Origin of the sequence: Streptomyces sp. CA-106110 (assembly GCF_050936285.1) — a bacterium.
In the GTDB taxonomy this organism is placed as follows: Bacteria; Actinomycetota; Actinomycetes; order Streptomycetales; family Streptomycetaceae; genus Streptomyces.
This window is the reverse complement of the sequence record NZ_JBNJNB010000001.1, coordinates 774,882-786,933: the sequence shown is the minus strand read 5'-3', so window position 1 is coordinate 786,933 and position 12,052 is coordinate 774,882. Positions and strand designations below refer to the sequence as shown.

Here is a 12,052-nt window from a genome sequence, read left to right as displayed (position 1 = left end):
CTCATCTACGGCTGAAAACAGTCGAATTGGTGTGCCATCTGTGCGCTCCCCGTGTTTGGATGGCGGCCAACGCGACGGGGGAGCAAGAGAGTTGACCGTTGTGCCCCCGTCGTCTGCGACCAACACAGGGGGAATAACTTGACAGTGCGAAAGCTTCTCACCACGGGGGCTGTGGGGCTGGGTCTGCTCGTCACGGTCGCTGCGCCGTCAGCTTTGGCGGACCAGCCGAGTGACGGAATGCTGCGCGTCACCGTCGGCTCGCCCCGGCACCCGGCGGGCGCGCTCGCCGGCCCGGCCGTCAATGCGACCTGCACCATCAACCGCATCACCGTGAACCGCTTTAGCGAGTGCGAGTGGGTCACCGTCCATCTCGACGTCGTCAAGGTCGTCAATGGGCGTCCGGTCATCGAGGGCACCGCCGACTTCGACGTGAAGCACCAGATGACCCTGAAGACCAACTCCGCCAACTGGAGTGAGAAGTTCAGCATCTCCAAGGCGAGGACCACCGGCCAAGGCAGGGGCGTTGCCGTCAATCTCGCCGCCGCCTCCGGAGGCGGTACCAGGGCCGCCGTTCACTTCCAGCAGGGTCATACCCTCGACAGCGCGGCGAGCGGCACCGTCGGCTACACGACCACCATCGCCCCGAAGAAGATCAAGCCCAAGGCGAAGACCACCTACAACTACACCTTCACCAAAGCCGGCTACAGCCCGGGCAGCGTCTCCTACGCCTCCGCCGTGTACCGGTGCGACAACTACTACGGCAGCACCCGAACCAACCGCTCCGGCTGCGCGATACCCCAAGTACCCACCGGCGTGAGCATGGTCGGCCTAGCGCGCATCGACGAAGGAATACGCAAGCTCCGCGCCCGCGGCGGCCACTACGGCGACCCCAACGGCGGCAAGCCCCTGCACTGGGTGATCAACAAGACGCAGGAGAACGCCAACAGGACCGCGGTGTGCCCGCGGACCGCACCGCCGGACATGCGGCGCGCCGGCCGCACCTCGTGCGACGAGTACCCCTTCGCTTCCACCAAAGAGGGTGGCACTCACCTTCCTGCCAACCAGCGGGAGATCACCTGGGTCAAGACCCAGGAGAACAAGTCCCAGGGCGGACGTATCACCGCATGGCGCGGCCAGATGCACGTCATGGACGGCGATCCGTTCTATGTGATCGCCTGAGCCGCGACTACACTCCCCGCCAAGTCAGACAGGGTGCCCCCTCCCGCTTCGCCCGGGAGGGGGCACCCTGCCCCGTTCAAGGAGGCTCCCTCCCCATGCTGGTCAGCGCATCGTCGTTCACCGTCGAGCTCGGCGAAAACGGCTACCTCATCGGCTTCACCGACGACTACGCATACCCCTCCGAGATGCCCTTCGGCTGGCGCTGCGGCCCGGCCACCGACGCCAACGCCGTCGTCCTGACCACCACCGACACAGGCCCTCTCCAAATCACCATCGAGGTCCACGACACCCCACCGGCACCCGAGACGGGCGGCGAATGGGAGCCCGCGGAGGAACTCAGCCTGCGCACCGACCTCCCCACCCTCTACCTCGCCACCCTCGAACAAGGCGACATCCTGGACGCGTGGCCGGACGAGGAACCTGCCCTCGAGGCCCCGTCCTCCTCTGACAGCTACGACTGGATGCGGATGCGCCTGTACTGCCACGCCGACGACCCCGAACCCGGCATCGGCGACCACGGAGAACGCCACCTCGTCCAACTCTGGCCCGCACCCCAGACGCCCCCCCTCCACCCCGACATCACCGAGGAAGACCGCCAGGCACGCGCCGAGTACGCCGCGGACATGGCCACGCCGGTGGAGGACTACACGGTCACATACACCTCCCCATCGAGAGCACATTCAGCACCGTGAAGTTGAGGACCAAAGTCACCCGCGGGGCTGGCAGCCCGGGCGCGGCCCTGGCGATGGTGTTCAAACTCGTCGAGTCCGCCCAGGCCCGCTGGCGCGCGATCACCGCACCCCACCTTGTCGCCCTCGTCCGCAACGGCGCCCGCTTCAACAACGGTCACCTCGTCGAACGCCACGAAGTCACTGCAGCCTGAGTAACCCCGCTGATCCACAACTCTTGACAATTACTCGGTCGCGAGTTCCGTCCGGGGCGTAGGCCGGCGATCGGTCAGGGCATGACAGGATTTCACCATGCACTGTGACGTCTGCGATCACGAGATGACGAAGTGGGATCGTCCGCCGTCGCGGTGGTGTCGTGAGCTCTGGATTTGCACATGGTGCTATGCGGTGACCCAGATCGGGACTCCGGACTATGAGATCAGCCGCCCCGGACACTGTCCCTGGGACATCCGGTGGGAAGCGGCATGGACGGACATGCTGCCGGACGCCGGCCGGCACGCATATGGCTACTTCCACAAGACGCTCTGCGGGATCGAGAAGCCGGACATGACCGGCTCGCAGTTCGGCATGTGGGGCGGCGCATACAGCGATGAATGCCCTGACTGCACGGCCGCGGCCCTCGCCATCGACGCGCGGTGGCCCAAGGAGCGACGTGACGGCTTCCGAGTGAGCGTCCCGGCCGTGCCCCAGCCCCGTCCCGAGGACGACGCCGGTCACGTCCAGCCAGTAGACGAACTCGGCCGACTGGACATCCGGCTACCGCAGACGCCGACGGGGCCGGAGACGCGCGTTCTTGCGGGTTCCCCTGCGAATGCGCCCGCCGAAGATGGATTCCGACAGATCGGCGATGGCCCTGAGGCGGTGTGCCTTCCGGCGTTCTGGGCCGGGCATGGGATCGGACCCTACCGGCCGTACGACGAACAAGGGCGTACCTTCGCATGGTTCCAGGCATATCCCCTTGAGACGGTTCCGCCGTTGGACGAGGAGTCCTTCGTCGGCGACTTCGCCTGGTTCGGCGAAGTCGGTGATCCGCTCGACTACCGCACGGCCGTGACGGAGCCGATCGCAGCCGATCTGGCGAGAGACGGTCTCTCACTGCCCGCGGACTTCGTGGCGTTGATCACCCGAGCCAACCTGCACCGCTGCCTTGACCGCGTGGGCGGTGGTTCCTGGACTGATGTGACCGGCCCACTGCCCAGCCCTGTCGATCCGGCCGACCGCATGGTGCTCTTCTTCCGCGATCAGCAAAGCTGCATCATGTGGTACCTCTACCTGCACCACAGCGGGCAGTCCGGCATCGTCTGCTCCGATTGGGATTTCACCCTGGAACCAGAGCTCAGGTACGGACCCGCCCACGAGATCGTCCTACCGCGCCGCGAGATCTTCTGGACCGCCCCGAGCGTTGAGATCTTCGCCTACCGGTTCCTGGCTGAGGCGAGGCTGGTACTCGCGATCCACGACAAGAAGCGGGCCATCGAGCTCGATCCGGAGCTCCTTGCCTACCTCGCGCACTACGTGCCCGGTTCGAGCAGTGAGTGAGGGCTATCACGCAAGTGATCCCTGCGAGGGCTTGGACGCCTCGGAGAGTCTCAATGTGCAACCCGCCTGGACGAGGTTGTGAAGTCGGGCGATCCCGAGGACAGCATCGTGCACGCCATCTCCCTTGAGCCCGTAGTCGCGCAAGATCTTCCAGGTCTTCATCCAGGCGAAGACATGCTCAACGCGGGCTCGGACTTGCTTGTGAGAACGGTTGTGCTCTCGCTTCCCACCCCAGAGCTCGCCGCCGGCGGGACGGCGGTGCGGGATCAGGAGACCGGTACCACGGTAGGCGCCGTGAGTAATGGTTACGATCATTCCGGCTCCATTCCTCGCACCGGATTCCACCCACGCCTTGCGTTTCCTGGGGGTCCGAGCCGACCTCACGCCTGGCGACGTACCCCTGTTCGGAGCAGGGCGCCCCGGCTTCCCGCGGCTCACGAGACACCAGGCCCAGTCCACCAGGCAGGACACGGGCGCCTGGACTGCCGCCAGACCCACAGCCCCCGCTGCGGCGAGGCCGGAAAGCGCCCCCGCGACACCGTGTGTTCGCGACACGAGCCGCGCGGTGCCGGCCGGTCGTCCTCGTGGGCGGCGGTAGGTGCCCGGCGGGCGGTGGGAAGCCCGAGGGACGACACTGGGAGCAAGGGCTGATACCCGGGAGGTACGGATGACGTGCGGCACACAGGACGATGCCTGTGACGTGATCGTTCTCAGCCGAGGCGCTCGGTCGTGACCGCCGTACCCGGCGAATCCGGTGCCGGTCGCCGTCCCGTCCTTGCCGGTCAGACCGTCGTGCTCATCGGTGGCAGCGCGGGCATCGGACTCGAGACCGCCCGCCAGGTGCGCGCGGAGGGCGGCCAGGTGGTCCTGGCCGGCCGTGATCCCGAACGGTTGCGGCAGGCCGCGCTCGAACTCCAACCGCTGAGCACAGCGGCGCTGGACGCGACCGACACCGACCGCCTTGAGCAGTTCTTCCGGGAACTGCCCGGCCCGGTCGACCATGTGATGGTCACGGCCGGCGGCCCGGCCTACATGCCCTTGGCGGACATGGACCTCGCCGCCGCCCGGCGTGCGATCGACGAGCGCTTCGCCACGACGCTCGGGGTCGCCCTCTACAGCCGTGACAAGGTACGGGCCGGAGGCACGCTGCTGTTCATGGGGGGCACCGGAGCCCGCCGGCCCGGTGTCGGAATGGCCGTCACGTCCGCCCTCACCGCCGCTACGCCCGCGCTCATCGCCAACTTGGCGCTGGAATTGGCACCCATCCGCGTCAACGTCATCGCCGCCGGATTCGTCGATACGCCCTTGTCCGCCTCGCTGCTCGGCGATCAGCTGGATGCCCGGCGCGAGGAGCTGCGCGCCACGCTGCCCATCCGACGGGTCGTCGGCCCGGCCGACGTCGCCGCACTGGCCGTCCACCTCATGTGGAACGAGGCGCTCACCGGCGGAACGTACGACATCGACGGCGGTCAGCAGCTCATCTCCCGCTGACGCTCAGTAGCTCCCCGCCGCGGCTCCTGAGGCCTCGTCATCCGGCTGGCTGCCTCCCAGGCGGCGATTTCGATCTGCTGCTGAAGGGGCAGGTCCCGCCAGCTACAACCGGCGTTGCCGTGCGAGTTGGGCCCGGATGCAGGCAGGGGCGTCGGGTCGCTCATCGGGGGGCCGCCACGGGCCACGCTGTTGGCGCCCGGTTTGCGCCCCGGCGGCGTCAGCACCGGGGAACCGCATCTGCGTGGCCCTCCGGCCGTGTGACGGTTGTGTCGGTTATGCATGCCTCCACTCCGGGCAGACCGGCTGCCGTAGGCGCCGTCATGTCACTTCTCCTTCTGCTCGTTACAGTCCTGAACGGCCCCCCGGCCACCGCCGGCAGCCACGCGCCGCCTGCGGCGGACCCCGATGTGATCCGTGAATGGAACACGATCGCCACCGACACCATCGGCACCAACCTCGGCGCCACCCGCCCCTCGGGCCAGGTGATCATCTGGCACGGGTTCGTCTCGGCTGCCGTCTACAACGCCGTGGTGGGCATCCAGGGCGACTACGCCCCCTACAAGTGGCAGGTGCGTGGCCCCTCCACCGCGTCGCCCGAGGCGGCAGCCGCGGCCGCGGCCCACCGCGTACTGGTCACCTATTTCCCCGCCTCCCAGGCGCCGCTCGACGCCGCCTACGCCGAATCCCTCGCCAGGATCCCCGCGAGCAGCGCCAAGACGCAGGGCGTGGCCTTCGGGGAGCGGGCCGCCGAGCACCTCATCGACCTGCGCGAAGGCGACGGCCGGGGTGCACCAGTGCAGTTCACCGCCCAGCCGGCGCCCGGCGTCTGGCGGCCCACCCCGCCCAGCTACCAGCCCTTCATCGACCCCTGGCTCGGCAGACTGCGCCCGATGATGCTCGCCGCCCCGGCCCAGTTCCGTCCCGGAGCCCCACCCGCGCTGTCCTCGGCCCGCTATGCCCGGGACGTGAACGAGGTGAGGACCATGGGGGGCGAAGACCGGGTCGCCCCGCACCGCGTTCCAGACCGAGACCGCCCTGTTCTTCGGGGCAATCTGGGCGTGCAGATCCAGGGGGCGCTTCGGGACTACACGGCTCGGCACCACCTGGGTATCGCTGAGACGGCACGGCTGTTCGCCGCGGCGAACACCTCGGCCACCGACGCCGTCGTCGCTGCCTGGGACGCCAAACTCCACTACGGACGCTGGAGGCCGATGACTGCCATCCAGCTGGCTGACACCGACGGCAACCCCGCGACCCCGGCCGACCCGCAGTGGCAGCCGCTGCTCGTCACGCCACCGCACCCTGACTACATCAGCGGCCATGCCGCGGTCGCCGGCGCCGTGACCCAGACCCTGAGCGGGCTCCTCCGCACCATGCGCCTCGACCTCACCCTCTTCTCCGAGGCCACGGGCACCACACGGCACTACGAATACGCAGACCGGCTCAACGAGGACATGATCAACGCCCGCGTCTGGGCCGGGAACCACTTCCGCTCCGCGGATGTGGCCGGGTGCCAGGCCGGCAGCCGCATCGGCGTCTGGGCGGTCACCCACTACTTCCGTCCCCTGCGTTCGGCGCAGGCCGCGCCGACGGCACTTCCCACGTGCCCGCAGACCAGTACGCGCTGATGCCCTGACACCTTCCCGGCCAGGACCGTCGGCGGGTGCGTGCCGAGGCGTGCATCCGCCGACGGTCCCGTCCCTCGTGCCGGGTAGTGCCACATCAGACACGTTCGCCCTCTTGGCTGGCTGGCGGTGTCAGCCCTGTTGAGTGTGCGGTCTACTCGGCCTCGAGTTGGTGGTCGGCCCAGATGTAGCTTTCGGGCAGCAAGTCGGTGATAGGGACCGTTCGGGTGCGGTCGCCTTTGCCGACGATGACCTTGAGGGCGGGGAAGTAGTCGATGAGCACCTGACGGCACCGGCCGCACGGGGGAACAACCCCGCGGTCGCGGTCGCCCACGGCGACGACGGTGTCCAGCTCGTAGGCGCCCTGCGCGGCTGCTGCGCCGACAAGGACCAGCTCAGCGCAGGGGCCTCCCGTGAAGTGGTAGGCGTTCACCGCGGTGATGATCCGGCCGTCCTGGGCGCGGGCAGCTGCTGCCATGGTGTGGTTGTCGCCCCGGCAGCGCGTGCGAGCGACGTGCGCTGCAGCCTGGACGAGTTCGAAGTCGACGTGGTGGGACTGCGTGGTCATCTTCTCTGCCTTCGTCGGGTGTCAGGCGACGTTGACCCGCGTGACCAGGGTGCGCAAGCGAATATCGGCGGTGTGCTTGTTCCGCCAGATGATGTGGCGGCGCATCATGCTGCCCTGCTCCTTGTGGTCGGCATGGTCGGTGCCGTCCGGTGTGAAGCAGCGCGGGGCGGTGAACTGGCCCTTGATGCGACTCCTGGGCGTCGAGCCAAGAGGACCAGGGGTGAGGGCGGCGGTCTACGCTCGCGTCATGACGATCATGTACGAGTGGCGCGGCGACTTCGACAACGCATCCGTCAACGCGCTGCATGCGGTGGGATTCAACCATCGGACCTCGGATGTCGATTGGCTGTCCCGGGTACACCGCCACAGCCTGGGTTGGGTCTGTGCACGCCACGACGGTGACCTCGTCGGCTTTGTGAACGTCGCGTGGGACGGCGGCGTCCATGCGTTCATCCTGGACACCGTGGTTGGGGGGAGCCACCGCCGCTCCGGGATCGGAGTCGGCCTTGTCGCCGAAGCCGCCCGACATGCCCGTACGGCCCAATGCGAGTGGCTGCACGTCGACTTCGAGGACGACCTGCAGCCGTTCTACTTCGATGCCTGCGGGTTCAAGCCGACGGCCGCGGGCCTCATCGCACTCTGAGCCGGCCACGCCGCATTCCCCCCGCCGTACATAACCGTGAAGCCTTGGTAGGACAGGTCTCTCCACAAGATCACGTCCATACCAACCATAGGTGTCAAGTTGGTCACCTACGTTGTCACGCTCGATGTCCTACGCAACGTCGTGGAGCACCTCGCCCGACTACTGGCCGCCCACCGCCATCAGATCGGCACACCGAAGGGCTCACGCGCGCAAGGCTTCCCTTGCCGTTCCGGCGATGTCGCTGCTGGCTGTCGGCCATTCGAGGAGGCAGGCGGAGCGGTCGTGGCTGGCTGCCTCTTCCGCTCAGCCAACGGCCTTGCGGCGCGCGCGGTATGCGGCGACGGTGGTCCGGCTGGCGCAGGCGTTGGAGCAGAACCGCCGGGTGCGGTTGCGGGAGTCATCGACGTAGTAGCGTCCGCAGGCGGCGGCGCGGCAGCGGCCGATCGTCACGGCCGGGTCACCGGAGACGACGTGCGCGAGTGCGGCGGCACAGCTTCGCCCGAGCCAGCGCACGGCGTCTTCGCCGTTCGGAGCGAAGTGCAGGTGCGGAGAGCCTTCGCCGTCATGGTCGTCGACCCTGATCAGCGGTGGGTGCTGTTCCAGCAGGGCGTTTACGGCGTCGATCGGCCCAATGTGGGAAGCGGCCTCGACGGCATCGCGCAGCCCGGGCAGGAAAGCAGCGAGCCGCTCGGCGTCCGGCTCTGCGATCCGGTGCTGGCGGAACATCTCCTGGCGCAGCTCGCTCGGGGCGTCACCGTTGACGAATTCGACCGCGAGGCGGGTCAGGTTCCCGATGTAGTCGGCGTAGTGCACTTGACCACCTACCTCCCGCACTTGAAGAGTAGGCACCATGACCACTGATGCCACCTACATGATGGACCGTGGACCCGCAGTCGCGCGAATGCTGCATCGCGTGGGCCGGTGGGACGAGGCGCTCGCCGTGCTGCCCACCGACGCGCTCGCGGAGCGGGCCGAGATCCTGGTGGACCGCTACTGGTGGCGGCTGGACGGCGCCGCGGCGGCCGCGGAGGCGGTCAGGGCGCTGTCGCCGGACGACCCCGTGCTCGCTGGATATTTGGGCGCACAGGTTCGCTACACCCGGTTGCTGTTCAGCCTGGGCCCACTTCCCGAAGACCTGCAGCAGGCCCGTGAGGCCTTCACCATTGCCACGGCCGACGCCCGACTGGCCGGTTGGTCCACGTTCTGGCTCGGGGTGCTCGCCGACAACATCGACGGCGACAGCGCTGCGGCGCGACCGGCCTACCAGCAGGCACTGGGACAGGCCCGCGAGCAAGGTGACGCGCTGCTGGAGTCGTACGCCACACGCCACATCGGCGCTCATCTCCTGGAACGGGATCGGGAACAGGGCATCACCCTGTTGCGTCGGTCATACCACCTGCGGGCATCCCTCGGCGCTCGTCCGCAGACCGCGGCAGCAGCCCTTACTCTTGCCGGCGCACTGCCCCCGGAGCCGAGGCCGACCAGCTCCGTGAGACAGCCGGTCTGACTGCCCGTGAGCTGGAACTGACCTGGCTGCTACGCGCGTTCTGACGTGGGTTCCCCGGCCGGCCCGGCGGCCGTCGGCTCCGGCACGTGGCTTCGCAGTCGCTCGTCGCATTGATTCGTCGGCACACTCAGCGGGCGAACCACGCACCTCGCCAAGACGGAAAGATCCGCCGGACAGGCCCTGGACCGGTAGCGCTCCGCAATACGGGACCAAGAGCGCCGTGAAACTGACCCGCTACCAGCGGATAGCGGCCCGCAGGAAACCCGCGAAAGGGCGAGCCCCTCGAATTTCCTCTTGCACCTGGGCATGCCGGCGTAGCGGTGCAGCGGCAGCCGGTCCTTGATGTCCTTGAGCACCTTGGCGCGGGACTTGCCGAGTTCGCGTGTGCCCTGCTGCTGGGGTACGGCGCCCTCCCCGAGGCAGGGGACGGCACCCTCACCCGATGACCGTTGTGGCCCGCATTCGCCTCATGAGGTGGATGCCGAATCGCCCTCGCGGCGATTCGACCGAGTCCGGTCCTGCTGCGCAGGAGTCCGGTTCTTCCCGGCCGGCAAGGCCGGGGGCTCCTCGGGGGAATCCGGTGCACCGATCCGGGGTCGGTGAAGGATCGGCGCGTTGACCCCGGCCGCCGGTTGGGGCCGGTGCCGAACGTAGTGGTTGAGCGGTGACGTCTTGGTCAGGAATCCGATTCGTCGCGGTTGACGGCAATGACGTCACGCGGCAGCCGGTCCGCGCGCAGGTCCGCCAGGTTGTCCAGGAACGTCTGCCCGACCGCGGCTGGTTCTCCGGGGAAGGCGAAGGCGCGGTGCGGTGAGACGACGAGATTCGGTACCGTCCACGCGGGATCGTCGGACGGAAGCGGTTCGACCCGGTGCACGTCGAGAAAGGCGCCGCGCAACGCACCCGAACGCAAAGCCTCGTGCAGCGCCGCGTCCTCCACCGTGGATGCTCGTCCGACGTTGACCAGCACCGCGTGCGGAGGCAGCACGGCCAGGACGTCCTTGTCCACGAGGTTCGCCGTCTCGGCGGTGCCCGGAAGGCAGCACACGACGTGGTCGGCACTCGCGGCGGCCTCGATCAAAGCGTCGACGCCCACGGTCCGTTCGGCGTTCTCCACGGGGACCGCACCGGTCCGCGTGACCGCGACGCACTGGGCGCCCAGCGCGGCAAGCCTGCGCACGACGGCTTGCCCGATCCGTCCCGCCCCCACGACGAGTACTGTCGAACCGTGCAGCATCGATGCCTGCGACGTGTACCAAGGGCGTTGCTGCGGACGCTCGGACAGCGCCGGGAAGTCCTTGAGCAGCATGAGCAATGCGGACACGGCGTACTCGGCAACGGGCTCCACCGGCACCCGCGCCGAACCCGTCACCAGCAGCCCCGGCGCCGGACCCGCAGCGGGCAGGTGGTCCGTGCCGGTGCCGGTGAGATGCAGCCACCGCAGATTCGGCAGCAGTGCCAGAGCACCGGGCGGGAACTGGTAGCCGACCAGGACGTCTACGCCTTCTCGCACGTCCTCGGGCAGGTCGGCGATGGACTCGGCATGCAGCGTCCGGACTTCCTGATCGATGTACGGCACCAGCTTCGGTGCCATCTTCGTGTGCGCGACGAGCACTTTTGGGCGCGTCCAGTCGACGGCGTTCACAGGGCGATGTTCCGGTCGGTCAGCAGTTCCGCGACCGGATCCGGGCTGCCCGAGGCGCTCAGTTCCTGGATGAGCGCGCAGTTCTTCTTGATCTTGCTGGCGATCCAGTCCCGCAGCCATGCCGAGAGCTGCGGCGTGGTGAGCCCGGACGGTGCGATGCCGGTGATGATCGTTCCGGTGAGGGCGGCTCCGCCGACGTTCACGACGACGTCCGGGAGCACGATGTGGCCCGCCTCGCGCAGCATGCGGCGGGCGGGCTTGCTGATGCTCATGTTCCCGCCTTCGACCACGATGCCCGTACGCACCGAGGACACCGCGGACTCGTCGATCGCGTCCGCGTTCGCGGCGAGCACCAACAGGTCCGCCCCGACCTTCAGCCACGCGCGGTCTCCGTCGTGGATGCGGACCGAGGACGGCAGTTTGCCGCGGTCGACGGTGCCGTCGGTACCGGTGCACTCGATCAGTTGTTGCACGGGCAGACCGGCCGGATCCTCGATCGTGCCCAGCACGTCGGCGACCGCGACGACCTGGTGGCCGGCGGCCACGAGGTGCAGCGCCGCAGCTCGGCCAACCGCCCCGAAACCCTGCAGGACGACACGTTGCGAGGTGCGGACCCCTTGTGCGTCCAGCGTGGCCAGCGCGGCCGTCGCCACACCGAACCCGGTGATGTCGGACATGGTCCGGTAGAACTGGCTCCATTCCACGTCGAGCCGGGTCGCCCCCGGCACACTGGCGATGTCGTAGCCGGCTGCGGCGAAGAACGTGTCCCGGTCGGCCTGGGTCGTCCCCTGGTCACACCCCAGGTACACACCTCCCTGCATCAGCGGTCGGGCCACTTGACCGAACGTCCGCATCAGGGCGTCGCGATCGCCGATCGTGCCTCGGGGGCGGATGCCCGCCTTCGCACCGCCGATCGGCAGGTCGGCCAGGGCCAGTTTGTGGGTCATCGCCCGTGCCAGGCCCGCGAGTTCGGCCGGGTCTACGGTGGCGGTCATCCGTGTGCCGCCCATGGCCAGGCCATTGACCGTGCTGTCCACGACCACCCATGCATCGGCGTCGCAGCCAGGCAGGGACAGTGTGGTGGTGAACAAAGGCGACGGCGCCTGCGTGGGATCGCTGTGCAGTAGCTGAGTCATGTCTTGCTGTCCTTCGTGGGTGTGAAGTGT

General features: G+C 68.4%; 11 protein-coding genes and 2 pseudogenes. 8 read left to right on the top strand and 5 right to left on the bottom strand.

Features of this window, described 5'->3' with window-relative positions:
- The first annotated feature begins 144 nt into the window (after window positions 1-144).
- From ACQEXA_RS03830 to ACQEXA_RS03815, 4 genes and pseudogenes are all read left to right on the top strand, one after another.
- A complete protein-coding gene (locus ACQEXA_RS03830) occupies window positions 145-1,179 on the top strand; it encodes a NucA/NucB deoxyribonuclease domain-containing protein (RefSeq protein ID WP_432939925.1) in 1,035 nt (344 codons plus the stop codon).
- 95 nt (window positions 1,180-1,274) lie between these two features.
- Window positions 1,275-1,871, top strand: a complete 597-nt coding sequence (locus ACQEXA_RS03825; RefSeq protein WP_433128678.1) for a hypothetical protein — start codon at window positions 1,275-1,277, stop codon at window positions 1,869-1,871.
- Window positions 1,835-2,062: pseudogene (locus ACQEXA_RS03820) on the top strand (IS256 family transposase); the annotation flags it as partial. The gene ACQEXA_RS03825 and the pseudogene ACQEXA_RS03820, both read left to right, overlap by 37 nt.
- Before the next feature lie 193 nt (window positions 2,063-2,255).
- Window positions 2,256-3,407: a hypothetical protein gene (locus tag ACQEXA_RS03815; protein WP_432937264.1), complete on the top strand. Its 1,152-nt coding sequence runs from the start codon at window positions 2,256-2,258 to the stop codon at window positions 3,405-3,407.
- A gap of 6 nt (window positions 3,408-3,413) precedes the next feature.
- On the opposite strand, the pseudogene ACQEXA_RS03810 reads toward ACQEXA_RS03815, so the two are convergent.
- Window positions 3,414-3,761: pseudogene (locus ACQEXA_RS03810) on the bottom strand (transposase family protein); the annotation flags it as partial.
- Between the two features lie 375 nt (window positions 3,762-4,136).
- On the opposite strand from ACQEXA_RS03810, the gene ACQEXA_RS03805 reads away from it, so the two are divergent.
- Together ACQEXA_RS03805 and ACQEXA_RS03800 are read left to right on the top strand one after the other, a co-directional pair.
- Window positions 4,137-4,898 carry an SDR family oxidoreductase gene (locus ACQEXA_RS03805; RefSeq protein ID WP_432937266.1) on the top strand — a complete coding sequence of 254 codons (762 nt, stop codon included), beginning with the start codon at window positions 4,137-4,139 and terminating at the stop codon, window positions 4,896-4,898.
- A gap of 320 nt (window positions 4,899-5,218) precedes the next feature.
- Window positions 5,219-6,526: a vanadium-dependent haloperoxidase gene (locus tag ACQEXA_RS03800; protein ID WP_433128676.1), complete on the top strand. Its 1,308-nt coding sequence runs from the start codon at window positions 5,219-5,221 to the stop codon at window positions 6,524-6,526.
- A 151-nt stretch (window positions 6,527-6,677) separates the two neighbouring features.
- Here the strand turns inward: ACQEXA_RS03800 and ACQEXA_RS03795 are convergent, their stop codons facing one another.
- Window positions 6,678-7,091 (bottom strand): cytidine deaminase family protein, encoded by a 414-nt coding sequence (locus ACQEXA_RS03795; RefSeq protein WP_432937273.1) that lies wholly within the window; start codon window positions 7,089-7,091, stop codon window positions 6,678-6,680.
- Between the two features lie 247 nt (window positions 7,092-7,338).
- Between ACQEXA_RS03795 and ACQEXA_RS03790 the strand changes: the two genes are divergently transcribed.
- Complete coding sequence (locus tag ACQEXA_RS03790; protein WP_432937276.1) at window positions 7,339-7,734, top strand: GNAT family N-acetyltransferase; 396 nt, start codon at window positions 7,339-7,341, stop codon at window positions 7,732-7,734.
- 303 nt (window positions 7,735-8,037) lie between these two features.
- Here the strand turns inward: ACQEXA_RS03790 and ACQEXA_RS03785 are convergent, their stop codons facing one another.
- On the bottom strand, window positions 8,038-8,547 hold the full coding sequence (locus ACQEXA_RS03785; RefSeq protein WP_432937278.1) for a CGNR zinc finger domain-containing protein: 510 nt from the start codon (window positions 8,545-8,547) through the stop codon (window positions 8,038-8,040).
- A 37-nt stretch (window positions 8,548-8,584) separates the two neighbouring features.
- On the opposite strand from ACQEXA_RS03785, the gene ACQEXA_RS03780 reads away from it, so the two are divergent.
- Window positions 8,585-9,241: a hypothetical protein gene (locus ACQEXA_RS03780; RefSeq protein WP_432937281.1), complete on the top strand. Its 657-nt coding sequence runs from the start codon at window positions 8,585-8,587 to the stop codon at window positions 9,239-9,241.
- A gap of 676 nt (window positions 9,242-9,917) precedes the next feature.
- Here the strand turns inward: ACQEXA_RS03780 and ACQEXA_RS03775 are convergent.
- A complete protein-coding gene (locus ACQEXA_RS03775; RefSeq protein WP_432937284.1) occupies window positions 9,918-10,886 on the bottom strand; it encodes a D-2-hydroxyacid dehydrogenase in 969 nt (322 codons plus the stop codon).
- Window positions 10,883-12,022 (bottom strand): Glu/Leu/Phe/Val dehydrogenase dimerization domain-containing protein, encoded by a 1,140-nt coding sequence (locus tag ACQEXA_RS03770; protein WP_433128674.1) that lies wholly within the window; start codon window positions 12,020-12,022, stop codon window positions 10,883-10,885. Before ACQEXA_RS03770 ends, ACQEXA_RS03775 begins: the two co-directional genes overlap by 4 nt.
- Window positions 12,023-12,052 lie beyond the last annotated feature (30 nt).